Annotated in this window: 22 protein-coding genes; 15 read left to right on the forward strand and 7 right to left on the reverse strand. The window is 70.6% G+C overall.

Going from position 1 to position 25,076, the window contains the following annotated elements:
• The first annotated feature begins 232 nt into the window (after window positions 1–232).
• The 14 genes from B7K23_RS07615 to B7K23_RS07680 all read left to right on the forward strand — a co-directional run bounded on the left by B7K23_RS07615 (window position 233) and on the right by B7K23_RS07680 (window position 14,739).
• Window positions 233–1,285 carry a BMP family protein gene (locus tag B7K23_RS07615; RefSeq protein WP_084125741.1) on the forward strand — a complete coding sequence of 351 codons (1,053 nt, stop codon included), beginning with the start codon at window positions 233–235 and terminating at the stop codon, window positions 1,283–1,285.
• A 131-nt stretch (window positions 1,286–1,416) separates the two neighbouring features.
• On the forward strand, window positions 1,417–2,931 hold the full coding sequence (locus tag B7K23_RS07620) for an ABC transporter ATP-binding protein (protein ID WP_084125742.1): 1,515 nt from the start codon (window positions 1,417–1,419) through the stop codon (window positions 2,929–2,931).
• Entirely contained in the window at window positions 2,928–4,148 is a 1,221-nt protein-coding gene (locus B7K23_RS07625; RefSeq protein ID WP_375730877.1) for an ABC transporter permease, read from the forward strand. The genes B7K23_RS07620 and B7K23_RS07625 overlap by 4 nt, the downstream gene beginning before the upstream one ends.
• On the forward strand, window positions 4,145–5,458 hold the full coding sequence (locus B7K23_RS07630) for an ABC transporter permease (RefSeq protein ID WP_084125743.1): 1,314 nt from the start codon (window positions 4,145–4,147) through the stop codon (window positions 5,456–5,458). The genes B7K23_RS07625 and B7K23_RS07630 overlap by 4 nt, the downstream gene beginning before the upstream one ends.
• A 21-nt stretch (window positions 5,459–5,479) precedes the next feature.
• On the forward strand, window positions 5,480–5,878 hold the full coding sequence (locus tag B7K23_RS07635) for a cytidine deaminase (RefSeq protein ID WP_084125744.1): 399 nt from the start codon (window positions 5,480–5,482) through the stop codon (window positions 5,876–5,878).
• A 5-nt stretch (window positions 5,879–5,883) separates the two neighbouring features.
• Window positions 5,884–7,194 carry a thymidine phosphorylase gene (locus B7K23_RS07640; RefSeq protein WP_084125745.1) on the forward strand — a complete coding sequence of 437 codons (1,311 nt, stop codon included), beginning with the start codon at window positions 5,884–5,886 and terminating at the stop codon, window positions 7,192–7,194.
• Window positions 7,194–8,210, forward strand: a complete 1,017-nt coding sequence (locus tag B7K23_RS07645; protein ID WP_084125746.1) for a hypothetical protein — start codon at window positions 7,194–7,196, stop codon at window positions 8,208–8,210. Before B7K23_RS07640 ends, B7K23_RS07645 begins: the two co-directional genes overlap by 1 nt.
• A 9-nt stretch (window positions 8,211–8,219) precedes the next feature.
• Window positions 8,220–9,290: an adenosine deaminase gene (locus tag B7K23_RS07650; RefSeq protein ID WP_084125747.1), complete on the forward strand. Its 1,071-nt coding sequence runs from the start codon at window positions 8,220–8,222 to the stop codon at window positions 9,288–9,290.
• Between the two features lie 92 nt (window positions 9,291–9,382).
• Window positions 9,383–10,075, forward strand: coding sequence for a deoxyribose-phosphate aldolase (gene deoC / locus B7K23_RS07655; protein ID WP_084125748.1), 693 nt, complete (start codon window positions 9,383–9,385; stop codon window positions 10,073–10,075).
• Window positions 10,076–10,154: 79 nt separating this feature from the next.
• Window positions 10,155–10,817, forward strand: a complete 663-nt coding sequence (locus tag B7K23_RS07660) for a hypothetical protein (RefSeq protein WP_084125749.1) — start codon at window positions 10,155–10,157, stop codon at window positions 10,815–10,817.
• Window positions 10,810–11,292, forward strand: a complete 483-nt coding sequence (locus B7K23_RS07665; RefSeq protein ID WP_084125750.1) for an RNA polymerase sigma factor — start codon at window positions 10,810–10,812, stop codon at window positions 11,290–11,292. Before B7K23_RS07660 ends, B7K23_RS07665 begins: the two co-directional genes overlap by 8 nt.
• Before the next feature lie 73 nt (window positions 11,293–11,365).
• The gene (locus B7K23_RS07670) at window positions 11,366–11,794 is read left to right on the forward strand and encodes a helix-turn-helix transcriptional regulator (RefSeq protein ID WP_143338149.1); all 429 of its coding nucleotides are present in this window, start codon (window positions 11,366–11,368) and stop codon (window positions 11,792–11,794) included.
• Window positions 11,795–11,804: 10 nt separating this feature from the next.
• Entirely contained in the window at window positions 11,805–12,209 is a 405-nt protein-coding gene (locus B7K23_RS07675) for a VOC family protein (RefSeq protein ID WP_084125752.1), read from the forward strand.
• Between the two features lie 169 nt (window positions 12,210–12,378).
• Window positions 12,379–14,739, forward strand: a complete 2,361-nt coding sequence (locus B7K23_RS07680) for an excinuclease ABC subunit UvrA (protein ID WP_084125753.1) — start codon at window positions 12,379–12,381, stop codon at window positions 14,737–14,739.
• 1 nt (window position 14,740) lies between these two features.
• Here B7K23_RS07680 and B7K23_RS07685 read toward each other — a convergent pair whose 3' ends face one another.
• The 3 genes from B7K23_RS07685 to B7K23_RS07695 all read right to left on the reverse strand — a co-directional run bounded on the left by B7K23_RS07685 (window position 14,741) and on the right by B7K23_RS07695 (window position 18,019).
• Window positions 14,741–15,394 (reverse strand): vancomycin high temperature exclusion protein, encoded by a 654-nt coding sequence (locus B7K23_RS07685; RefSeq protein ID WP_084125754.1) that lies wholly within the window; start codon window positions 15,392–15,394, stop codon window positions 14,741–14,743.
• Window positions 15,395–15,521: 127 nt separating this feature from the next.
• Entirely contained in the window at window positions 15,522–17,219 is a 1,698-nt protein-coding gene (locus B7K23_RS07690) for a phospho-sugar mutase (RefSeq protein ID WP_084125755.1), read from the reverse strand.
• A gap of 2 nt (window positions 17,220–17,221) precedes the next feature.
• Entirely contained in the window at window positions 17,222–18,019 is a 798-nt protein-coding gene (locus tag B7K23_RS07695; protein ID WP_084125756.1) for a purine-nucleoside phosphorylase, read from the reverse strand.
• A gap of 124 nt (window positions 18,020–18,143) precedes the next feature.
• On the opposite strand from B7K23_RS07695, the gene B7K23_RS07700 reads away from it, so the two are divergent.
• Window positions 18,144–19,532, forward strand: coding sequence for an NAD(P)H-quinone dehydrogenase (locus B7K23_RS07700; protein ID WP_084125757.1), 1,389 nt, complete (start codon window positions 18,144–18,146; stop codon window positions 19,530–19,532).
• Window positions 19,533–19,583: 51 nt separating this feature from the next.
• On the opposite strand, the gene efeB is transcribed toward B7K23_RS07700, so the two are convergent.
• The 4 genes from efeB to B7K23_RS07720 all read right to left on the reverse strand — a co-directional run bounded on the left by efeB (window position 19,584) and on the right by B7K23_RS07720 (window position 25,020).
• Window positions 19,584–20,999: an iron uptake transporter deferrochelatase/peroxidase subunit gene (gene efeB, locus B7K23_RS07705; protein ID WP_084125758.1), complete on the reverse strand. Its 1,416-nt coding sequence runs from the start codon at window positions 20,997–20,999 to the stop codon at window positions 19,584–19,586.
• A 25-nt stretch (window positions 21,000–21,024) separates the two neighbouring features.
• Window positions 21,025–22,191, reverse strand: a complete 1,167-nt coding sequence (gene efeO, locus B7K23_RS07710; protein WP_084125759.1) for an iron uptake system protein EfeO — start codon at window positions 22,189–22,191, stop codon at window positions 21,025–21,027.
• Between the two features lie 20 nt (window positions 22,192–22,211).
• Entirely contained in the window at window positions 22,212–23,081 is an 870-nt protein-coding gene (gene efeU, locus B7K23_RS07715) for an iron uptake transporter permease EfeU (protein WP_084125760.1), read from the reverse strand.
• A gap of 154 nt (window positions 23,082–23,235) precedes the next feature.
• The gene (locus B7K23_RS07720) at window positions 23,236–25,020 is read right to left on the reverse strand and encodes a biotin carboxylase N-terminal domain-containing protein (protein WP_084125761.1); all 1,785 of its coding nucleotides are present in this window, start codon (window positions 25,018–25,020) and stop codon (window positions 23,236–23,238) included.
• Between the last annotated feature and the right edge of the window lie 56 nt (window positions 25,021–25,076).

A 25,076-nucleotide genomic window follows, 5' to 3' on the forward strand; every position in this document is an offset into this window, starting at 1 on the left:
CCCACAGCGGGGTGGTCGGTGTGCCCGGGTGTCCAACAACGCTGGATGAGCGTCCAAGACGTCGGTCAAGGGAGTTCACGACCGTCCAAACCTGCGTCCAAGTGCCGGATCGTCACCGATTCGTTACTCACGTCTTGATAACGAGCAGTTTTCCGAAACAATTCGCGCGTAGGGTGGCGTTCGACGCATAGCCTGGCGTCGCTTTGGCCAGACATAGTGAGGAACCACACTCATGAAGAACATGACGCGCTTCGGTGCGCTCGCCGCCGTGTCGGCGCTCGCGCTCGCCGCTTGCTCGGCCGCCCCGGAGGAGACCGAGTCCTCGGCCTCCGAGTCCGCTGAGGCGACCACCTCGATCGACTTCAAGGCCTGCATGGTCTCGGACTCGGGCGGCTTCGACGACGCCTCGTTCAACCAGGCCGGTTACGAGGGTCTTCAGACCGTCGCCGCCGACCTCGGTCTCGAGACCAACACCGCCGAGTCGACCTCCGAGGCCGACTTCGAGCCGAACATCTCCGCGATGGTCGCCGACGGCTGCGACCTGACCATCACGGTCGGCTACCTGCTCGCCGACGCGACCGCCGCCGCGGCCGAGGCGAACCCCGACTCGTACTTCGCGATCATCGACTCCTCGTACGAGGAGCCCCTCGACAACGTCAAGGGCCTCACCTACGAGACCGACCAGGCCGCGTTCCTCGCGGGCTACGGTGCCGCCGCCGCCTCGGAGACCGGCGTCGTCGCCACCTTCGGTGGCATGCAGATCCCGACCGTGACGATCTTCATGGACGGCTTCCTCGCGGGCGTCGAGTACTACAACTCGGAGATGGACGCGGCCGTCGAGGTCCTCGGCTGGGACGGCGAGACCGGCTCCTTCACCGACGACTTCTCCGACACGACCAAGGGCCAGTCGGTCGCGCAGGGCTTCATCGACCAGGGTGCGGACATCATCCTCCCGGTCGCGGGCCCCGTGGGTCTCGGTGCCGCCGCCGCCGCTCAGGAGGCCGGCGACACCTGGATCATCGGCGTGGACTCCGACTGGACGCTGTCCGCGACCGACTACGCGGACATCATCCTGACCTCGGTCCTGAAGGAGATGGGCCCGTCGGTCTACGACGTCGTCTCTGAGGCTGCCAACGGCAACTTCACCAACGAGAACTACGTCGGCACGCTCGAGAACGAGGGCGTCGGCGTGGCCGACTGGGCCGATGGCGCTCTCGACGACGACACGCTCGCCGCGCTCGAGGAGATCAAGGCCGGCATCATCGACGGCTCCATCGAGCCGTAAGCAACACCTGTCGGACCAGGTCCGACGCGAGGGGCGCGCTGCGTGGACGCGGCGCGCCCCTCGTGCTTGACTGACACTGTGCGACGCCCCGGGTCAGGGGGCACTGGGACACCTTCGAAAGGCAGTGACGAGTGAAGCTCGAACTGAAGGGGATCACGAAGCGCTTCGGCACCTTCACCGCGAACGACGCGATCGATCTGGTGGTCGAATCGGGTACGGTCCACGCCCTCCTGGGCGAGAACGGCGCGGGCAAGTCGACGCTCATGAACGTGCTCTTCGGCCTCTATGACGCCGACGAGGGCGAGATCCTCCTGGACGATGCGCCTACGGACTTCGAGGGCCCCGGTGACGCCATGGCCGCTGGTATCGGCATGGTTCACCAGCACTTCATGCTCGTCCCGCCCTTCACGGTCGCGGAGAACGTCATGCTCGGCCACGAGCAGGTCAGGGGCCCCGCGAAGCTCCTGGACATCCAGGCGGCACGCGCCAAGGTCAAGGAGATCTCCGACCGCTTCAAGTTCGACGTCGACCCCGACGCGGTCATCGAGGACCTGCCCGTCGGCGCCCAGCAGCGCGTCGAGATCATCAAGGCGCTCTCGCGCGACGCGAAGGTGCTCATCCTCGACGAGCCGACCGCCGTCCTCACCCCGCAGGAGACCGACGAGCTCCTCGCGATCGTGAAGGACCTTCGTGACGCGGGCACGGCCGTCGTCCTCATCACCCACAAGCTTCGCGAGGTGCAGGCCGTCGCGGACACCATCACGGTGATCCGCCGTGGCAAGGTGGTCGGCACGGCCGAGCCCACCGCCTCGCAGGAGGAGCTCGCCTCCCTCATGGTCGGCCGCGACGTGTCGATGACCGTCGACAAGGATCCGGCGACTCCCGGCGACGTCATGCTCGCGGTCGAGGACCTCTCCGTCGTCGACGAGGATGGCATCGCGCGCCTCAAGCACGTGAGCTTCGACGTGCACGCGGGGGAGATCCTCGCGATCGCGGGCGTCCAGGGCAACGGCCAGACCGAGCTCGCGGAGGCGCTGCTCGGCGTCGTCCCGACGACGAGCGGCACCGCGACACTCGACGGCGAGCTGCTCACCGGCAAGTCGATCAAGGAGACCCTGCACTCGGGCATGGGCTTCGTTCCCGAGGACCGCACCGAGGACGGCCTCGTGGCGAACTTCACGATCGCCAACAACCTGATCCTCGACCTCCACGACGTGGCGCCCTACGCGAAGGGCATGGCACTCCAGCCGAAGACGATCGCGGAGGAGGCCGAGAAGCACGTCGAGCAGTTCGACGTCCGCACGACGTCGATCGAGCAGACCGCAGGTTCGCTCTCGGGCGGAAACCAGCAGAAGGTCGTGCTCGCGCGCGAGATGTCGCGCCCGCTCAAGCTGCTGATCGCCTCGCAGCCCACGCGCGGTCTGGACGTCGGCTCGATCGAGTTCGTCCACAAGCGCATCATCGCCGAGCGAGACAACGGCGCGGCCGTCATCATCGTGAGCGCCGAGCTCGACGAGGTGCTCGCCCTCGCCGACCGCATCGCGGTGATGTACCACGGCGAGATCGTCGGCATCGTCCCGCCCGACACCGATCGCGACACCCTTGGCCTCATGATGGCCGGAGCACACGAGGAGGCGGCCGCGTGAGCGCCGACGCAGTGAAGAAGGACGACGAGTCGCCAGCGGAGGGCTCGCGCGACTGGCGCGGGCTCCTGAGGGAGATCGCCGAGAGCTCGGCGCTCGTCGTGGTCATGGCGGTCGTCGCGTCGATGATCATCGGCGGACTGCTCATCATCTTCGCGGACTCCGACGTCCGAGAGGCCGCGGGCTACTTCTTCTCCCGCCCGATGGACACGTTCTCCGCGGCCTGGGACGCGGTCTCGAGCGCCTACACCGCGATGTTCCGCGGCTCCGTGTGGAACTACAGCGCGGACACCTTCGTCCAGCAGTTCAAGCCGTTCACCGAGACGCTGACGATGGCCACCCCGCTGATCTTCGCGGGCCTGGGCCTCGGCATCGGCTTCCGTGCGGGCCTGTTCAACATCGGTGCGCAGGGCCAGATCATCATGGGTGCGATGCTCGGCGGCTGGGTCGGCTTCGCGTGGCACCTGCCGGTCGGCCTCCACCTGCTCGTCGCGGTCGTGGCGAGCGCTCTCGGCGGAGCGATCTGGGGCTTCATCCCTGGCATCCTCAAGGCCAAGACCGGCGCGCACGAGGTGATCGTCACGATCATGCTCAACTACGTGGCCGCCAACCTGCTCGCGTTCGCCCTCAGCCAGGACGCCTTCCAGCGCCCAGGTTCGGACAACCTGCAGTCGCCGATCATCGACGCGTCGGCGCAGTACCCGCTCATCCTCGGCTCGAGCTACCGCCTCCACCTGGGCTTCCTCCTCGCGATCGCCGCGGCGTTCGGCGTGTGGTGGCTCATGGAGCGCTCGACGTGGGGCTTCCGCTTCCGTGCCGTGGGCGCGAACCCGCGCGCCGCGCGCACCGCGGGCATGAACGTGTCCTTCGGGATCATCGCGGTCATGACGATCGCGGGTGCGCTCGCGGGTCTCGCGGGCTCCGCGCAGATGCTCGGCACCGAGAAGTCGCTCACGACCGGCATCGCCGGATCGTTCGGCTTCGATGCGATCACCGTCGCGCTGCTCGGCCGCTCGAGGCCGATGGGCACAGTCTTCGCCGGCATCCTGTTCGGCGCCTTCAAGGCGTCCGGCCCGACGCTCCAGGTCGCCGCCGGACTCCCGGTCGACATCGTGCTGATCCTCCAGTCGCTCATCGTGCTGTTCATTGCGGCGCCTCCGCTCGTGAGGTTCCTCTTCCGATTGCCCACCCCGACGAACGAGAAGGTGGTGGCAGCATGACCGCGACCCTCGAGGCCCCTCAGACGCACGAGCCGGAGGCCATCGTCGAGACTCCCAAGAGCTGGAAGATGCCGATCCTGCTCGGCGCGGTCGGACTCGTCTCGTTCCTCCTGCTCGTGCTCGACACGCCCGGCGGCACCGTCACCCGCTTCGTGCTCTCCCGCAAGAACGACGCGATCCAGATCCCGGTGTGGCACGCCCCCTCGCAGCTGTTCGTGATCCTCGCGACGCTGCTGATGCTCGCGCTTGCGGGCCTGTCGGCCTGGGCCGTCGCGAACCGCCGCACGCTCGGCGTGTGGCTCCCGATCGTCTACGGCGTCGCGCTCGTCTTCGCGATCCTCGTGTGGGCAGGCGCGGGCAAGAGCTCGACGTCGATCCAGGTCACGGGCCTCCTCATCGGCGCGGTCGTCCTCGCGACGCCGCTCGTGTTCGGCGCGCTCGCCGGCGTGGTCTGCGAGCGCTCGGGAATCGTCAACATCGCGATCGAGGGCCAACTGCTCTCCGGCGCGTTCATGGCCGCGCTCGTCGGCAGCATCGCAGCGACGGCCACGGGCTCGAGCACCGCGGGCGCCTACATCGGCCTCATCGCCGCACCGGTCGCGGGAGCGTTCCTCGGGCTGCTCCTCGCGCTGTTCTCGGTCCGCTACTGGGTGGACCAGATCGTCGTCGGTGTCGTGCTCAACGTGCTCGCGGTGGGCCTCACGAACTTCTTCTACGGCACGATGATGAAGGAGAACGCGGACCTCAACCAGCGCATCGGCCTTCCCGACCTGCCCATCCCGCTGCTGTCGGACATCCCGGTGATCGGCCCCGTGTTCTTCGACCAGAACCTGCTGGTCTACGCGATGTACGCGCTCGTCATCGTGCTCAACATCATGCTGTTCAAGTCGCGCTGGGGCCTGCGCGTCCGCTCCGTCGGCGAGCACCCCAAGGCGGCGGACACCGTCGGCATCAAGGTGAACCGCACGCGCGTGCGCAACACCGTCCTGGGCGGCGCGATCGCGGGTCTCGGCGGTGCGTTCTTCACCGTCGCCTCGGGCCTCGCGTTCAACAAGGAGATGACGGGAGGCAAGGGCTACATCGCCCTCGCCGCGATGATCCTCGGCCGCTGGAGCCCCAAGGGCGCCCTCGCCGCGGCGCTGTTCTTCGGCTTCGCCGACTCGCTGCGCGAGCAGTTCGGCATCATCGGCACGTCGATCCCCTCGCAGTTCCTGGCGATGCTGCCGTACCTCGCGACGATCTTCGCGGTCGCGGGCCTCGTGGGCCACGTGCGCCCGCCCGCCGCCGAGAACCAGCCCTACAAGAAGTAACGTCCCCGACAAGAAGGTCGCATGCCAGACATCGACTGGGACACCCTTCGCGCCGCGGCGCGTGAGGCATCGTCCCGTGCGTACGTCCCCTATTCGAAGTACAAGGTGGGCGCCGCGGCGCTGACTGATACGGGCAACATCGTCACCGGCGCGAACGTCGAGAATGCGAGCTACGGGCTCACGCTGTGCGCCGAGTGCGCACTCGTGTCCAAGCTCCACACCGACGCGCTCGGCAAGCGCCTGATCGCGTTCGCGTGCGTCGACGCGGCGGGATCGCCCCTGCAGCCGTGCGGCCGCTGCCGCCAGCTGCTGTACGAGTTCGGCGGCGACGAGCTGCTCATCGACGGTCCCGAGGGGACCCTCACGATGACCGACATCCTTCCCTGGGCCTTCGGCCCGCAGCACCTCGAGGAGAGCTGATCCCCATGGCAGAGCGGCACGACGCCGTCGACGTCATCGTCACCAAGCGTGACGGTGGCACCCTCACCGACGACCAGATCGACTGGGTCATCGACGCCTACACGCGTGGGGTGGTGGCCGACGAGCAGATGAGCTCGCTCGCCATGGCGATCCTGCAGCGCGGCATGACGCGCGCCGAGATCGCTCGCTGGACGCAGGCGATGATCGAGACGGGCGAGCGCATGGACTTCTCGTCCCTATCGCGTCCCACCGCGGACAAGCACTCGACGGGCGGCGTCGGCGACAAGATCACCCTTCCTCTGGCGCCCCTCGTCGCGGCGTGCGGCGTCGCGGTCCCGCAGCTGTCGGGTCGCGGCCTCGGTCACACGGGCGGCACGCTCGACAAGCTCGAGTCGATCCCCGGCTGGCGCGCCGCGCTCACCAATGAGGAGATGATGAGCCAGCTCGAGTCCGTCGGCGCCGTGGTGTGCGCCGCAGGCTCCGGCCTCGCGCCCGCGGACAAGAAGCTCTACGCGCTGCGCGACGTCACCGGCACGGTCGAGGCGATCCCGCTCATCGCGTCGTCGATCATGTCGAAGAAGATCGCGGAGGGCACGGGCGTGCTCGTGCTCGACGTCAAGGTCGGCACCGGCGCGTTCATGAAGGACATCGACCAGGCACGCGAGCTCGCGCGCACGATGGTCGACCTCGGCACCGACGCGGGAGTCCGCACCTCCGCGCTGCTCACCGACATGTCCACGCCCCTGGGCCGTGGCATCGGCAACGCCCTCGAGGTCACCGAGTCTCTCGAGGTGCTCGCAGGAGGCGGGCCCGCGGACGTCGTCGAGCTCACGGTCGCGCTCGCGCGCGAGATGCTCGCGGGCGCGGGCGTCACCGACGTCGACCCCGCCGAGGCGCTCAAGGACGGCCGCGCGATGGACGCCTGGAAGGCGATGATCCGCGCGCAGGACGGCAACCCCGAGGCCCCGATGGCGGTCGCGACTCACACGGAGGACGTCGTCGCCGAGCGCGACGGCGTGATCACGCGCATGGACGCCCTCGGCGTCGGCGTCGCCGCGTGGCGCCTGGGCGCCGGTCGCGCGCGTCAGCAGGACCCGGTCCAGGCGGGTGCGGGAGTCTTCCTGCACAAGACGCTGGGCGAGGCGGTCAAGGCCGGCGACGTGATCGCGACGCTGCACACCGACACCCCCGATCGCATGCCCCGCGGCCTCCAGGCCCTCTCCGAGGCCTGCGGCGGCGACGGCGCGATCGAGATCGGCGACTCGGCCCCCGAGCGCACGATCCTGCTGGACTCGGTCGGCGCGCTCACGGCCTGATGGGCTGGACGCTCACGTCGGTCGTCGCCCGCGCGCTCCGGCCGCTGGGCTGGGGGAGACGCTGGCTGTCGGACGCTGCGGTGGCACGCGCGCACGCGCTCGTGCCGTCGGGTGTCGGTGCTGCCGCGCGCGCGTGGGAGCGGCGACTCGCGGCATCGTCCCTGGCCGACAGGCGCGCCCTCGAGACCGCGCTCGCCGAGCTTGCCGAGGACGGAGACGTCGTCGTCCGAGCCGGCGCGACCGGGGCGCCGGTCGACGCGATCGCGGCCCTCGCATCGTCCTGGCGCCGCCTTCATGACGACGCGAAGGCCGCGGCGCGCGACGCGTTCGCGTCCTCGGGCGCGCGCAGCGAGGGGCCGGTGGCCCTCGGCGTCGTCACCGCACGGCAGGTGGACCAGACGACGTGCGGCGCGGCCGTGCTCGGCATGCTGCACGTCGCTTCCGATCCCTTCGTCGCGATCTGGGTGGTCACGGGGCGGTACTTCGCGGGCTACACGCCCGAGGCGGTGGCCGCCGCGCTTATCCACGGCGGCGGCGAGCGAGGAGACGTCGACGGCCGCTGGCGCGCGCTTCAGCGAGGTCAGCACACCGTGGCGACCGATCGTGCGGTCGGACCATTCCCGTGGCCGCGCAGCCTCGGGACGCCGCCGTGGTCCGTCGCGAGGCTCGTGCGTCCCTTCGGCATCCGCTACCGTTCGGCGATGCTCGACGACCGCTCGCCCGAGGCGGCCGACGCCCTGACCGCCCACGCGTCGGCAGCGCTCGCCGACGGGCTCCCGGTGGTGCTGTACTCCGCGGGGGACTCGGACCTGGGGCTCGAGACCGTCGTGCCCCGGCACGTCGTCCTCCTGGTCGCGGCCATGGACGATGCCTTCCTCGCCTACGAGCCCGGTCGCGGCTCGCTTGTGCGCCTGAGCGAGGAGGCGTTCTCTGGCCCAGGTCCTCGCCGTCCGGGCCTGGGCAACTGGAGCCGCGTCGCGTGGCTGGTGCTGCCCTCGCCCGCGCCTTCCGTCTAGCCTGAGGCCATGACTCTCACCCCGGACGAGATCCGTGCCCTCCCCAAGGTCGTCCTCCACGATCACCTCGACGGCGGACTCCGCCCGGAGACCCTCATCGAGCTCGCCGAGGAGATCGGCTACGAGCTGCCGTCCGGCGACGCCGACCTGCTGTCGAAGCACTTCATCGCGAACTCGAACTCGGGCGACCTGGTGCGCTACCTCGAGGCGTTCACGCACACCTCCGCGGTGATGCAGAGCGCAGCGAACATCACGCGCATCGCGCGCGAGGCCGTGATCGATCACGCCCGCGACGGCGTCATCTACCTCGAGCTGCGCTACGCGCCCGAGCTGCACACCCAGCAGGGGCTCATCATGCAGGAGGTCGTCGACGCGGTGACGCTCGGGATCGAGGAGGGCGTGTCCGACGCGCTCGAGGAGGGCTACACGATCCGTGCGGCCGCGCTGCTGTGCGCGATGCGGCAGAACAGCCGCTCACTCGAGGTCGCCGAGCTCGCCCTCGCGAACTGGGGGACCGGCTGCGTCGGCTTCGACATCGCGGGGCCCGAGGCCGGCTTCCCGCCCGCCAAGCACGCCCCGGCGTTCACGCTGCTGCGGGACGAGCTGTTCCCGGTGACCATCCACGCGGGCGAGGCCGACGGGGTCGACTCCCTGGCGCAGGCGCTCGGCCTCGGCGCAGCGCGCCGCATCGGGCACGGTGCGAGGATCACGGAGGACATCACGGACTTCGGCACCGAGATGCCGATCTTCGGGCACGTCGCGCAGTACGTGCTCGACCAGCAGATCCCGCTCGAGATCTGCCCCACGTCCAACGTGCACACGGGCGCGGCGGAGTCGATCGCCGAGCACCCCATGCACGAGCTGCGCGACCTGGGCTTCGCGATCACGATCAACACGGACGACAAGCTCATGTCAGGCGTCGACATGGTCAGCGAGTTCTCCGACCTGATCGACGTGGGCTGGACCAAGGCGGACCTGTTCGAGGCGACGCTCGCCGCCGCATGGGGCGCGTTCCTGCCGTACGACGAGCGCGCTGACCTCGCGGATTTCATCGTCGCCGGCTACGGGATGGACGACTAGGTCCCGCTCCTGCATTCCCCGCAGCGTTGCCGGTGGGGTCGGCGTGGCTCCTGCATTCCGCTCGGTGCGGCGCGAGCGCCTAGGCTGGTCCCATGACTCTTACGCGTTCCGAGCTCGCCCAGTACGTCGACCACACCCTCCTCAAGCCCGAGTCGACCCCGGCCGACGTCGCGGCGCTCGTCGCGGAGGGTGCCTCGCTCGGCGTCTTCTCCGTGTGCGTCTCGCCCTCGATGCTTCCGATCGCCACGCCCGAGGGCCTCGCGGTCGCCACGGTGTGCGGCTTCCCGTCCGGCAAGCACCACTCGTCGGTCAAGGCAGCCGAGGCCGCGCTCAGCATCGAGCAGGGCGCCGACGAGGTCGACATGGTGATCGACATCGCCGCCGCGAACGAGGGCCGCTTCGAGGACGTCCAGGCCGACGTGGCCGCCGTGCGCGCCTCGGTGCCCGAGGGCAAGATCCTCAAGGTCATCATCGAGTCGGCCGCGCTCACGGATGAGGCGATCGTGGGCGCGTGCGAGGCCTCGGAGGCCGCGGGCGCTGACTTCGTGAAGACCTCGACCGGCTTCCACCCCGCGGGCGGCGCCTCGGTGCACGCCGTGGAGCTCATGGCGAAGACCGTCGGTGGCCGCCTCGGCGTCAAGGCCTCGGGCGGCATCCGCACCTCGGAGGCCGCGCTCGCGATGATCGAGGCCGGCGCGACGCGCCTGGGCCTGTCCGGCACTGCCGCGGTGCTCGATGGCTTGGATGGCGTGGTCGCCGAGACCGAGGGCGACGGCGGGTACTGATTTTCTTCTTCTCTTCGTCGTCATCGGCCCTTCCTCCGGACATGTACGGGGTGAAGGGCCGATGTCGTAGGAGGAGTCAATGAACTACCAGGACCGAGAGAACGAGGCGCTCGACGCGCTCCTCGACGGTTCCGCGCCACAGGTGTCGGCCGTCACGCGTGAGCGCTCCGCGGCGATGGGTGCACTGCTCGACGACGTGCATCCCGCGCGGCCTCGGCGCTCGTGGCGCACCTGGGCGGCGTTCGGTGGGGCGGCGCTGCTCCTCGGCGCTGGCGGCGTGGCCACCGCCGAGAGTCGTCCCTGGGAGTCCTGGTGGGCTGACGATGCGGTGACCGAGCTGTCCTACATGCTCCCCAGCGGGGCGGTGTGCACGGGGATCATCGGCAACATCTACGGGCCCGAGGAGTCGGTCGCGGCCGCTGAGGAGTTCCTCGCGCAGCCCGACCTCCTGGAGATACTCGAGCCGGCGATCGCCGCCCAGGTCGGCGACCTGGTGGACGCTGTCAGGACGGCGGAGCTCGCAGACGGGCAGACGGTGGACGCAGGCCCCGGCACACCGTACTGGTCGGATGACGTCGCCTACCACGATGCGGTGTGGGACGCCGCTGTGGACGCGATGTACGCGCAGCTCGAGGAGGACGGTTACGAGATCGACGGGTTGAGCATCTCCGGCGAGGAACGATGCCCCGCCCTGGTCCCCGCCGAATCGGACGACTACGACTCCATCGAGTCCCATGACTGACGCGGAGGAGGCGCTGCGCGCCCACGGCGACGACCTCCTCGCGTACCTCGAGCGACGTGTCGGGCGAGACGATGCGGCTGACGCCCTCGCGGAGACGTTCGCCACGGCCTGGCGACGCGCCGCGGACATGCCACCCGATCTGCAGGAGGCGCGCCTATGGCTCTTCGGGGTCGCACGGATGACGGCGGCCAACACTGGACGTGCAGGTCGTCGGCGCAGCCGCCTGGTCGCGACGCTGCGAGACGCCATGGTCACGGCCGCACCCGCGGCTGATCGTGGGGTCGAGGTGCGGGACGCGATCGCGCGGCTCGAACCCGACCAGGCCGAAGTGGTGAGGCTGCGGCATTGGGAGGGGCTCACGCTGGCCGAGGCGGCTGTGGTGCTCGACGAGCCCGCCTCCACGGTGCGCAGCCGCTACGCCCGCGCGCGGGCCGTTCTTGCCGAGGCGCTCGCGGACGAGGGCGTCGCCGACTGAGCGGGCAGCGGCGCCGGGACGATCCGAGTCCACTGGCCGAGGACGCTGCGCCGACCCGTGCGACCATGAGCGGGTGACCGACCCCCGACTCGATGAGCTTGCGACCCTGCGCCGTGTCCGGGACCGCATCGATCGCGAGCATGCTCAGCCTCTCGACGTCGAGGCCCTCGCACGTGGTGTCCACATGTCGGCCGGCCATCTGAGCAGGCGGTTCAAGGCCGCTTACGGAGAGTCGCCGTACTCGTATCTCATGACCCGTCGCGTCGAGCGGGCGATGGCGCTCCTGCGTCGCGGCGATGTCTCCGTCACCGAGGCGTGCTTCGAGGTCGGCTTCTCCTCGCTCGGCACGTTCTCGACGCGCTTCGCCGAGCTGGTCGGCATGCCGCCGAGCGAGTACCGCGAGCGAGCGGCCACGCATCCGGTCGACCTTCCGACCTGCGTGGTCAAGGCAGCGGCGAGACCGGTCAGGAATCGAGAAGCGCCGCCGCTCGCTCGCGCGTAGCGTCGCAGTCATGAAGCTCACGATTCAGCACACGTTCGTTCCGCACACCGACCCCGAGGCCTCGCTCGCGTTCTACCGCGACTCGCTCGGATTCGAGGTCCTGAATGACGTCGGAGGGGGTCCCATGCGGTGGATCACCGTCGGCTCGTCCGACGGCGGCACCACCGTCGTCCTCACCCCTCCGGCCGCAGATCCCGGCATCACCGACGACGAGCGCCGCGTGATCGCCGAGATGATGGCCAAGGGCACCTACGCGGCGCTCGTGCTTGCCACGGACGATGTCGACGAGGCGTTCGCGCGGATCGAGGCGACCGGCGCCGAGGTGGTGCAGGAGCCGACCGACCAGCCGTACGGCGTGCGCGATTGCGCCTTCCGGGACCCCGCCGGCACCATGGTCCGCATCCAGCAGCGCTGAACCGCGCCCGAGCCCGCGCGAAGCCAACGCGAAGCTCCGGCGACGCCCGCGCGACGACCTGGCGACGCCGGCGCTCGCCCAGAGAACGGCGCGCGCCGCATCGTCCCTGGTGGGACAATCGCCGCGTGAGCGCGAGCGACCCGGACCCCGCGCCATCGCAGGAGGCCCCATGACCGACCACGCCGCAGACGCCCACGACCTCATCAAGGTCCGCGGCGCGCGCGAGAACAACCTCAAGGACGTCTCCGTCGACCTCCCGAAGCGCCGGCTCACGGTGTTCACCGGGGTCTCCGGCTCGGGGAAGTCCTCCCTGGTCTTCGACACGATCGCGGCCGAGTCCCGACGCATGATCAACGAGACCTACAGCTCCTTCATCCAGGGCTTCATGCCGAGCCAGCAGCGACCCGACGTGGACGTCCTCGAGGGGCTCACGACGGCGATCATCGTCGACCAGGAGCCGATGGGCGCCAACGTGCGCTCGACCGTCGGCACCGCCACGGACGTCCACGCGATGCTGCGCATCCTGTACTCGCGGCTCGGGCAGCCCCAGGTCGGCCCGCCGCAGGCGTTCTCCTTCAACGTCGCGACCTCGTCGGGCTCGGGCTCGGCCACGGTGACCCGCAAGGACGGCACGACGGTCCGCGAGCACCGCGAGTACTCGGTCACGGGAGGCATGTGCGTGCGCTGCGAGGGCACGGGGCGGGTCTCGGAGCTGGATCTGACTCAGGTCTTCGACGACTCGAAGTCACTCGCGGAGGGTGCGCTCACCATCCCGGGCTACACCGCAGACGGCTGGGCGGTCCGGATCTACACCGAGTCTGGATTCCTCGACCCCGACAAGGCCATCAAGGACTACTCCAAGCGTGAGCGCGACGACTTTCTCTACAAGGAGCCGACCAAGGTCAAGATGGCCGGCATCAACATGACCTACGAGGGCCTCATCCCCAAGATCACCAAGTCGATGCTGTCCAAGGACAAGGACGCGATGCAGTCCCACATCAGGGCATTCGTCGATCGCGCGGTGACCTTCCAGACCTGCCCCGACTGCGACGGTACGCGGCTCAGCGCGCTCGCGCGGTCCTCGAAGGTCGCGGGCAAGGGCATCGATGAGCTCGCGGCGATGCAGATCTCCGACCTCGCAGCGTGGATGCACGACCTCGACGAGCCGGGCGTCGGTCCGCTGCTCGACTCCCTGCGCGACACGCTCGACTCGTTCGTCGAGATCGGGCTCGGCTATCTCTCGCTCGATCGCGCGGCCGGCTCGCTGTCAGGGGGAGAGGCGCAGCGGACCAAGATGATCCGCCACCTCGGGTCGTCGCTCACGGACATCACCTACGTGTTCGACGAGCCGACGATCGGGCTTCACCCGCACGACATCGCGAGCATGAACGATCTCCTGCTGCGCCTGCGCGACAAGGGCAACACGGTCCTTGTCGTGGAGCACAAGCCGGAAGCCATCGCCATCGCGGACCACGTGGTCGACCTCGGCCCCGGCGCCGGCACCGCGGGCGGCGAGATCTGCTTCGAGGGAACGGTCGACGGGTTGAAGGCCTCCGACACCCTCACCGGCGCCCACCTGGGCTATCGCGCGGCGCTCAAGACGTCGGTGCGCGCGGGCAAGGGCTCCATCTCCATCAAGGGGGCCTCCGCGAACAACCTTCAGGACGTCGACGTCGACGTGCCTCTCGGCGTCCTCACGGTCGTCACCGGCGTCGCGGGTTCGGGAAAGTCCTCGCTCATCCATGGCTCGATCCCGGACGATGCGGGGGTCGTCAAGGTCGACCAGCGCCCCATCAAGGGCTCGCGCAGGTCCAATCCGGCCACGTACACGGGCGTCCTCGAGCCGATCCGCAAGGCCTTCGCGAAGGCCAACGGCGTCAAGCCCGCGCTGTTCAGCGCGAACTCCGAGGGCGCCTGCCCGGTGTGCAACGGCGCCGGCATGATCTACACCGAGCTCGGTGTCATGGAGACCGTCGCGAGCGTGTGCGAGGCGTGCGAGGGCCGGCGCTTCAACGACGATGTCCTCCAGTACACGCTCGGAGGTCGGTCGATCGCGGACGTCCTCGAGATGCCGGTGGCCGACGCGCTCGCGTTCTTCTCCGACGGCGAGGCCAAGAACGCGGCGGCCGCCAAGGTCATCGGTCACCTCGATGACGTGGGGCTCGGCTATCTCGCGCTTGGGCAGCCGCTGACGACGCTCTCGGGGGGCGAGCGGCAGCGCCTCAAGCTCGCGACCCACATGGCAGAGAAGGGCGGCGTCTACGTCCTCGACGAGCCGACCACGGGCCTGCACCTCGCCGACGTCGAGAACCTGCTCGGTCTGCTGGACAGGCTCGTGGACGCGGACAAGACGGTGATCGTGATCGAGCACCATCAGGCGGTGATGGCGCACGCGGACTGGGTCATCGACCTCGGCCCTGGCGCGGGCCACGACGGCGGGCGTGTGGTCTTCGAGGGCACGCCGGCCGATCTGGTGGCGTCGGGGGAGACGCTCACCGCGCGGCACCTCAAGGCGTACGTCGGAGGATGACTCAGCCTTCGGCCGTGACCTCGCGGCCTCGCGCCTGATCCAGCATCGCCTTCGCGATCGCGGGAACCTCACGGATGTTGCCGAGCACTGTCGACTTGGTGAGCCGGATCGCCGGGTACCGACCCTGCGCGTCGAGCCCTGCCTGCTCGCACAGCCACACCGCGCGCGGCTCGTGGAACTCCTGCGTCGCGACGATCACCGACGAGGCGCCGTAGACCGACCCCGCCCGCGCGCACGACGAGTAGGTGTCGAGCCCGAGCGGGTCCTCGACGATCGCGTCTGACGGCACGCCCATCGACTCGGCGAGCGCGCGCATGATGGTCGGCTCGCCATAGCCCGACGAGTCCTCGCCGTCGCCGCTCATGATGAGGAGGTCGACCGTGCCGTCGAGATACAGGGCGACGCCGGTCTCGACGCGCTCGCGCAGGAACCTCGACGGCTCGCCGTCCTCGTACACGCGCGCGCCGAGCACGAGCGCGGCGTCGGCATGCTCCGCCGGGGTGCCCGCCTCGGAGACGGACGAGGCGGTGGTGAGCCTCACCACCGCCCACGGCGCCGCAACGAGCGCCGGGATCAGGACGATCGCCGCGATCACCCAGCGCAGGCGCGGGTGAAGGCGCTCGCGCATACGTGGGCGCAACGCGAGATCAGGCATGCCGTGACACTATCGCGACGTCCGGTCGCAGGCGGGGTTTCCCACACGGAGAGGAACGCAGGAGCCTGGCCGGACCCGCGGGGGCCACGGAGAGGAACGCAGGAGCTGACTCCAGCCCGCCCCCGCGCTACAGCCCGAGCGCCGCGTGCACGTCCGAGTCGAGCGCGTCCATCGCCTGGGTCGCCCGCGCGCGCGCAGCGCCGACATCCCCATCGGAACCGAGCGGCTCGATGACCTCGAGGTACGCCTTGACCTTGGGCTCAGTCCCGGAAGGACGGATGATGACGCGCGCGCCCGACACCGTGGCGAGGTGCAGCCCGGTGGTCGGGGGCAGTCCCTGGAAGCCCTCGCCCATGTCGTCGGTCGCGACCACGTCGGATCCACCGAGCGACGCCGGGGGAGCGGACAGCAGCCGGTCCATCGTCTCGCCGATGAGCGAGATGTCCGCGAAGCGTGCCGAGACCTGCCTGGTCAGATAGACGCCATACGCGCGCGCGAGGTCGTCGATCGCGTCCGCCAAGGTCCGACCCTCGGCCTTGAGCGACGCGACGTAGTCGGCCATCACGACGGCCGCGGAGATGCCGTCCTTGTCGCGCACGAGGTCGGGCGCGACGCAGTAGCCGAGCGCCTCCTCGTAGCCGTAGACGAGCCCCTGCTCGCGGGAGATCCACTTGAAGCCCGTGAGCGTGTGGCGGTAGCCGAGCTCATACCGGGAGGCGATCGCGGACAGCTGCTGCGACGACACGACCGAGTTCGCGAGGACGGCACCCTCGGGGTGGCCGCCGCGCGAGGCGACCCGCTCGCCCAGGAGCGAGCCGACGACGTCGCCGTGCAGCATCGTCCACTTGCCGTCGATCATCGTGGCGACCGCGGCGCGGTCGGTGTCGGGGTCGTTCGCGATCACGACGTCCGCCTCGACCGACTCGGCGAGCGCGATGGAGAGGTCGATCGCGCCCTTCTCCTCGGGGTTGGGGAAGCTCACGGTCGGGAAGTCGGGGTTGGGCTCCGCCTGCTCCGGGACGGTGTGCAGGTCGCTGAAGCCCGCGGTGCGGAGCACGCGCTCCACGGTCGAGGCGCCCACGCCGTGCAGGGGCGTGAGGACGATGCGGAGGTTGGCACGGGCGTCGTCCGTGGGCGGGGGGACGAGGGCGCCGGTCGCGGCGACGTACTGGTCGACGATGTCCTCGCCCAGCACGGTCCAGCCCTCGGCGGCGCGGGGCACGGACTCGACGGTCTCGACCGCCTCGATGCGCGCGGCGATCCGCGCGTCGTACGGGGGCACGATCTGCGCGCCCTGACCGGAGTCGGTGACGACGCGTCCGCCCAGGTAGACCTTGTAGCCGTTGTCCTGAGGCGGATTGTGCGACGCGGTGACCATCACGCCCGCATCGGCGTCGAGGACGCGCGTCGCGTAGGCGAGCACGGGCGTCGGGAGCAGGCGGGGCAGGAGCAGCGCCTCGTGACCCGCCGCGGTCATCACCGCGGCGGTGTCCTTCGCGAACTGCGCGGAGCCGTGGCGTGCGTCGTAGCCGATCGCGACGCGCGCGGGGGCGTCGCCGAGCTCCTCCGTGAGGAAGGCCGCGAGGCCCGCCGCGGCGCGGATCACGACGGCGCGGTTCATGCGGTTCGGGCCGGCGCCGATGCGGCCGCGCAGCCCGGCGGTGCCGAACTGGAGCATCCCGCGGAAGCGGTCCGTGAGGTCCACCTGGGCCTTGTCGTCGCCGACCTTCGCGCCCGCGATGACGGCCTGGAGCTCGCCGCGGGTGCGGGGGTCAGGATCGTCGTCCACCCAGGCGAGGGCGGCTTCGAGCAGTGCGTCGTCCATCACTACATCTCCTTCACGATCTCGGCGAGGAGCCGCGAGATGCGGGGAGCCGCGGCGGCGCCGGCGTCGAGCACCTCCTGGTGGTCGAGGGTCTCGCCGCCGAAGCCGGCGGCGAGGTTGGTCACGAGCGACAGGCCGAGGATCTCCATGCCCGCCTCGCGCGCCGCGATCGACTCGAGCGCGGTCGACATGCCGACCAGGTCGGCGCCGAGGATCGACGCCATGCGCACCTCGGCGGGCGTCTCGTACTGGGGCCCGGTGAACTGCATGTAGACGCCCTCGGGCAGATCTGCATCGATCGTGCGGGCGAGCTCGCGCAGGCGCGGCGTGTAGGTCTGGGTCATGTCGACGAAGGTCGCGCCTTCGAGCGGCGTGGCCGACGTGAAGTTGATGTGGTCGTTCAGCAGCACCACGGTGCCGGGGACGAAGTCGCGGTTGACGGAGCCGCAGCCGTTCGTGACGACGAGCTGCTTCGCGCCCGCGGCGGCGGCCATGCGGACCGCGTGCGCCACGGTCGAGGCGTTGCGCGACTGGTAGAAGTGCTGGCGCGCGCCCAGGGCCAGCACGATGCGGCCGTTGGGAGTGCGGAACGAGCGGTGGACGGCGTGGTGGCCGGCGACCGCGTGGCCTGTGAATCCGGGGATCTCCGCGGCGGGCACGGAGGCGATCTCCTCGCCGAGCAGCTCGGCGGCGCCACCCCAGCCGGAGCCGAGGATCAGGGCGATGTCGTGGCTCTCGATGCCGGTCTTCTCGGCGAGGACGCGCGCCGCCTCTGCGGCGTAGTCGTGGGCTTCAGTCATGAGGTCGAGCCTAGTCGCGACCGGGTGCCATCGCAGGGACGATGCGGGAGTCGGGGCCGTTCCAGGGCTCCCGTGGGCGGCGTCGCTGGGTGACGCGTCCACCCCGCTGTGCCACGATGGCGGCATGCACGATGTCGTGATCCTCGGTGGAGGTCCAGGCGGCTATGAGGCCGCGCTCGTGGCGCGCAAGGCGGGCGCCGACGTGACGCTCGTGGAGCGTCACGGGCTCGGCGGCAACGCCGTGCTGACGGACGTGGTGCCGTCCAAGACGGTCATCGCGACCGCCGAGTGGCGCACCATCGCCGAACGCGCACCTGAGCTCGGCATCGTCGCGGAGGACGGGGCGCCCGTCCGCACCCGCGTGGACCTGGCGGCCGTCAACGCGCGCGTGCGCGCTCTCGTCGCCCGCCAGAGTGAGGACATCGAGGCGCGGCTCTCCTCGGAGGGCGTGCGTCTGGTCCGAGGAGCGGGACGGCTCACGGCCGAGCGCGCGGTCGAGGTCGAGGGCGAGACGATCACGGGCGACGCCGTGCTGCTCGCCCTCGGGGCGCGACCGCGAGTGCTCGCGTCCGCCGCCCCTGACGGCGAGCGGATCCTCTCCTGGACGGACCTGTACGCGCTCGAGAAGCTGCCCGAGCACCTCGTGGTGGTCGGCTCGGGAGTCACGGGTGCCGAGTTCGCCGAGGCGTACGCGCTGCTCGGCTCCCGCGTCACGCTCATCGCGTCGGGCGACAGGGTGCTTCCGCGCGAGGACCCCGAGGCGTCGGCGATGATCACCGCGGTGTTCCGCGAGCGGGGAATGGAGCTCGTGGGCGGCAGGGCGGCGGCCGTGTCGCGCACGGACGATGCGGTCGTCGTCACGCTCGAGGACGGGCGCGAGGTGCGGGGATCGCACTGCCTCATGGCGGTCGGCTCGGTGCCGAACACCGACGGCGTGGGGCTCGAGGAGGCGGGCGTGCGGCTCGACGAGCGCGGCTACATCGCGGTCGACAAGGTCTCGCGCACGAGCGCGCAGGGGGTCTACGCCGCGGGTGACTGCACCGGGGTGCTTCCGCTCGCGTCGGTCGCGGCGGCCCAGGGGCGCATCGCGATGGCGCACGCGCTCGGCGACGCGGTGCGGCCCCTCCATCTGGGCCACATGGCCTCCACGGTGTTCACGGCACCCGAGATCGCGACGGTCGGTGCCTCCGAGGCGGATCTGAAGGCGCGCGGGATCTTCTATCGGGTCGAGAGGCTCGACCTCGCGCGCAACCCGCGCGCCAAGATGCTCGGCATCGACCAGGGCTTCGTGAAGGTCTTCGGCCACACCGTCACGGGCCACGTGCTGGGCGCGGTCATCGTCGGCTCGCGCGCCTCGGAGCACATCTACGCGCTCTCGCTCGCGGTTGCGAACCGCCTCACGGTCGATCAGGTCGCGGATACCTTCACGGTGTACCCGTCGCTGTCGGGGACGTCGAGCGAGGTCGCGCGGCGTCTGCACGGCATGCGGGAGGACGGCCCGCACGGCACCTGAGGCGACCGAGGAGGACCGGCGCCTGCCGCATCGTCCCTGTGGCCCGCGGGCTCAGGCGAACAGACCCTGCCCCACGAACGCGCCGTCGTCCCCGCCGAGCGTCGCGCCCGCGGGCACGCCCGGCGGGACGGCGAAGAGCGCAGAGCCCACGGCGCGCACGTACTCGACGGTCATGGCGTCGGACGACGAGATCGCGTTCTGCATGGGGATGAACTGCGTCTCGGGGTCGCGCACGAACGCGAGGAAGAACAGCCCCGCATCGAGGCGCCCGAGAGTGTCCGCGCCGTCCGTGTAGTTGTAGCCGCGGCGCAGCATCATGACGCCGCCGTTCGCGTCCGGGTGCGCGAGCGCGATGTGCGAGTCGGTCGCGATGAGGGGCTCGCCGTCGGAGCCGGTGCGCGAGAAGTCGGGCTCGGTGAACTCGTTGCCACCGCTGAGCGGGGCACCCGAGCCCTTGGTGCGACCCACGAGCGTCTCCTGCTCGTTCAGCGCCGCGCGGTCCCAGATCTCCGCCAGGATGCGCAGCTTGCGCGCCACGAGGTACGTGCCGCCCGCCATCCACTCCTGGCCGTCGTCGGCCTGCGACCAGAGCCACTCGCGCACGTTGTCAGTGTCCTCCGCGCGGAGGTTGCGCGTACCGTCCTTGAAGCCCATGAGGTTGCGGGGCGTCGACTGGTCGCGCGTGGTCGACGAGGTGCGGCCGAACCCCAGCTGCGCCCACTTGACCGACGCGACGCCGAACGCGAGCCGCGAGAGGTTGCGGATCGCGTGCATCGCGACCTGCGGGTCGTCGGCGCAGGCCTGGATGCACAGGTCGCCGCCGGTGAGGTTGTCCTGCAGGGTGTCGCCGGGGAAGTGCGGGAGCTCCTCGAGCTGGGCCGGCCTGCGGTCGGCGATGCCGAAGCGGTCCACGCCGTCCTTCTCGAACAGCGTCGGACCGAAGCCGAACGTGATCGTCAGGCCCGAGGCGGGCAGGCCGGTCGCGTCGCCCGTGTCGTCCGGCGGCGCGTACTCCGAGCCGCCCGCGATCCCGGTGCCGAGCTCCGAGCCCGTCATGAGAGTCGCCGCGGCCTCGCTCCACGACCGCAGCAGCGCGATGAGCTCGTCGCGGTCGTCGGTCGTCACGTCGAAGGCCGCGAAGTGCATCCGGTCCTGGGCGGGGGTGACGATGCCGCTCTGGTGCTCGCCGTGGAAGTCGTACTGGCGACGCAGGGACGATGCCTCGGTCGCCTTGCCGACGGCGTAGCCGCCGCCGGCGAGAGCCGCGGCGCCCACGACGGCGCCCGCGCCGCCGAGCATCGCCGCGCGCCGGGACAGACCGCTCCTGGAGTGGCCGTGCCCGGAGTCGTCGCTTGCCGACGCGCCACGACGGGTCGGCGCCGCCTGATCCTCGGTGGGGACGGCCGAGGCGGCCTCCTCCGAGGGGACATCAGGCGTGGGCGCGGACCCGTCGTGTGCGTCGTTCATGCGGACTATTGTGCGCGAGCCTGGATCAGCCGATCGCCGCGGCGGTGAGCTGCGACAGCGACTCGCTGAGGGCCTCGACCAGGCGCGACAGCTCGAGGACCTGGTCCTCGGTGAGCTCGGAGTAGGTGAGGAAGCCCTCGTCGTACGAGCCGTACTGCACGAGCTCCTCGTCGAGCGCCGTGAAGCGGTCCTCGATCTCGGTGCTCAGGTCGGCGTCGGTGAGGTCCGAGGCGGGCTTGAGGACGATGTACGCCTCCCACGCGCCGTCGAGGTTCGCACGGAAGTCCCACAGGTCGGTGCCCGACCAGATCTCCTCCTCGCCGGTGATCTTGCCGGTCGCGACCTCGTCGAGCAGCTCCTTCGCGCCGTTGCCGATCTGGAAGGCCTCGAACGTGAAGTCGTCGGCGTTGACGCGCTCGGACAGCTCCGCGGTGTCGGCGACGAGCTGGTCCGCGAGGGCCTGACGCTCCTCGGTGGTGAGGGCCGTGTACGAGCCGTCCTCCGGCTGCCACAGGTCCTGCTCCATCGCGTGCCAGCCGGTCCACTCCTCGCCCTCGGCCAGGTCGGCCTCGCGCAGGTCCATGCTCGGGTCGAGGTCGCCGAAGGACTCGGCGACGGGCTCGATGGCCTCCCAGTGCGTGCGCGCGGGGGCGTAGATCTCGCGCGCCGCGTCGTCGTCCCCGGCCACGAAGGCCGCGACGAACTCGTCGGTCGCGGTGACGAGCTCCGCGACCTCCTGCTGGACGTAGGCCTTGTACGTGACCGTCGCCTGCTCGAGCAGCGCGGCGCGCTCCTCGTCGACGACGACCTCGCCCTCGGCCGCGGTGATCGTGAAGGCCTCGGGGGTCGCCTCGGCGGTGTCGGACTCGCGGCACGACGTGAAGTAGTCGCCCTCGGCCACCTGCACGGTGAGGTCGCGGGTGAGGCCGGGGCCCACGTTCTCGACCTCGGACACGATCGCCGACGCGTCCGACGCGAGCAGGTAGAACTCGGTCGCCGACGAGCCCTCGTTGGTCACGGAGAAGACGACGGTGCCGGCCGGCGCCTCGACTGCGGACAGCGTGCAGCCGTCGTCGGTCGCGGTGACGGCGATCGTGCCGCCCTCGGCGCTCGCGGCGTTCGGGACGCAGCCCGCAAGCACGACGGTGGACGCCGCGAGGGCGAGCGCGGGCAGGGTGAAGCGTGGTGACATGCGCGGGTGGTTCCTTCTGGTCAGGCCGCGGACGCCGCGTGAGCGTCCTTGGTCGGAGAGGGGGCGACGGCGCGCGGGGGCGCCGGGGTGGTGCGGAACGCCATCCGGACGAAGAACCACATCGTCGGGACCACGTACAGCGTCCACGCGAGGGCCTCGAGCACGGTCGTGGCGGGGGAGAAGTTGAAGACGCCCTTGAGCACGGTGCCGAGGAGCGAGCCCTCGGAGATCGTCGCGCTCACGTCGAAGGCGAGGGTGTTGAGCCCGGGCAGGACACCGGCCTCCTGGAGGTCGTGGATACCGTAGGCGAGGACGCCACCGGCCACGATCACGAGGAAGACGCCGGTCCACTGGAAGAACACGCGCAGGTTGATCCGCACGGCGCCGCGGTAGATCACGTAGCCGAGCGCGACCGCGGTGAGCAGGCCCAGGGTCGCTCCCACGATCGGCGCGGTCGACGAGCCCGCGGCCTGGATGCCGGCCCACAGGAACAGAGAGGTCTCGAGGCCCTCGCGTCCGACTGCGAGCAGCGACATCGTGATGACGGCGCCGCCGCCGACGGCGATCGCCTTGTCGAGCTGGCCCTCGAGGTGGCCCTTGAGGTGACGCGCGGTCTTGCCCATCCAGAAGATCATCCACGTGATGAGGCCGACCGCGACGATGCTGAGCGAGCCGCCGATGATCTCCTGCGCCTCGAACGTCAGCCCCTGCGGGCCGAGCGTGAGCAGCGCGCCGAAGCCGAGCGAGACCAGGACTGCGATTCCGACGCCGAGCCAGACGTGGCGGAGCATGTCGCGGCGCTCGATGCGCACGAGGTAGGCGACGAGGATGCCGATGACCAGCGAGGCCTCGAGGCCCTCGCGCAGGCCGATCAGGAAGTTCGCAAGCACGCCGTTGGCTCCTCGGGGACGGGGCAGGGAAGGGTTCCCTTACTCGCGGCGAGCCTAGAGTGCCGACGGTTGACGTGTCAAACTTTAGAAACGTCGGTGTTGCGTAATAGCCGGGTGTCCATGGACGATGCGGTGGGCGCCTCGGCGGGGAGCGTCAGGCGGGTTCGGCGATCTCGCAGATCAGGGTGCCCGCGGTCACGCCCGCGCCGACCGCGGCGGACAGGCCCGAGATGACGCCCGCCTTGTGCGCGGTGAGGGGCTGCTCCATCTTCATCGCCTCGAGGACGACGATGAGGTCGCCCTCCGCGACCGTCGCACCGTCCTCGACGGCGACCTTGACGATCGTGCCCTGCATGGGGGAGGTGAGGCCGTTGCCGTTGACCGTGCGGGTCGCGGAGCCGTTCGAGCGGCGCGAGGAGCGTCGCGTCGGTCCGGCGGCGCGGGCTCCCGCGCGGCCCGCCTGCGCGAGCGAGGCGGGCAGGACGACCTCGAGGCGCTTGCCTCCCACCTCGACGACGACGCGCTCGGTCGCTCCTGCATCGTCCTGGTCCGTGGAAGCGGCGCTCGAGCCGAGGCCTGCGACGGTGTCGGCGAACTCGGACTCGATCCAGGTCGTGTAGACGCTGAAGTCGCCATCCTCGGCGGAGAAGGCAGGCGCGTCGACGACGGCCCTGTGGAATGGGATCACGGTGGGGATGCCCTCGACGATGAACTCGGCGAGAGCGCGGCGGGCGCGCTGAAGCGCCTGCTCGCGCGTCGAGCCCGTGACGATGAGCTTCGCGACCATCGAGTCGAAGTTGCCCGAGACCGTGTCGCCCTGCGTGACGCCCGCGTCGACTCGGACTCCGGGCCCCGACGGGAAGGCGAGGCGGTGGATGCGGCCAGGCGCGGGCATGAAGCCGGCGGCTGGGTCCTCGCCGTTGATGCGGAACTCGATCGAGTGGCCGCGCGTGACGGGGGCGAGGTCCGAGATCGGCTCTCCTGCGGCGATGCGGAACTGCTCGCGCACGAGGTCGACGCCCGTGACCTCCTCGGTCACGGGGTGCTCGACCTGGAGGCGCGTGTTGACCTCGAGGAAGCTGATGGTGCCGTCCGAGCCCACGAGGAACTCGCACGTGCCGGCGCCGCGGTAGCCGGCCTCGCGCAGGATCGCCTGGCTCGACTCGGTGAGGCGCGCGCGCTGGTCGTCGGTGAGGAACGGCGCCGGGGCCTCCTCGACGAGCTTCTGGTGGCGGCGCTGGAGCGAGCAGTCGCGCGTCGAGACGACCACGACGTTGCCGTGGTCGTCCGCGAGGCACTGCGTCTCGACGTGGCGCGGCTTGTCGAGGAAGCGCTCGACGAAGCACTCGCCGCGCCCGAAGGCCGCGACGGCCTCGCGCGTGGCGGAGTCGAACAGCTCGGGGATCTCCTCGCGCGTGCGGGCGACCTTGAGGCCGCGGCCGCCGCCGCCGAACGCCGCCTTGATGGCGACGGGAAGACCGTGCTCATCCGCGAAGGCGACGACCTCGTCGGCCGACTCGACCGGGTCGGGGGTGCCCGGCACGAGCGGGGCGCCCGCGCGCTGCGCGATGTGGCGCGCGCTGACCTTGTCGCCGAGGCTCTCGATCGCCGCGGGCGGCGGGCCGATCCAGACCAGCCCCGCATCCATGACGGCCTGCGCGAACTCGGCGTTCTCGGACAGGAATCCGTAGCCGGGGTGGATCGCCTCGGCGCCCGAGCGCTTGGCGACCTCGATGACCTTCGCGATGTCCAGGTACGTCTCGCGGGCCGTCGCGCCGCTCAGCGCGTAGGCCTCGTCGGCGAGGGCGACATGGAGGGCGTCGCGGTCCGGGTCTGCGTAGACGGCGATCGACCTGAGGCCCGCATCGGAGCAGGCTCGGACGACGCGGACGGCGATCTCCCCGCGATTGGCGATGAGGACGCTCGAGAAGGCTGGCACCCGCCTACGTTAGCGCGGCGCCACGCCTAGGCCCTCGGTCCCGGCCTCGCGGGGGC

Source organism: Demequina sp. NBRC 110054 (assembly GCF_002090115.1).
In the GTDB taxonomy this organism is placed as follows: Bacteria; Actinomycetota; Actinomycetes; order Actinomycetales; family Demequinaceae; genus Demequina.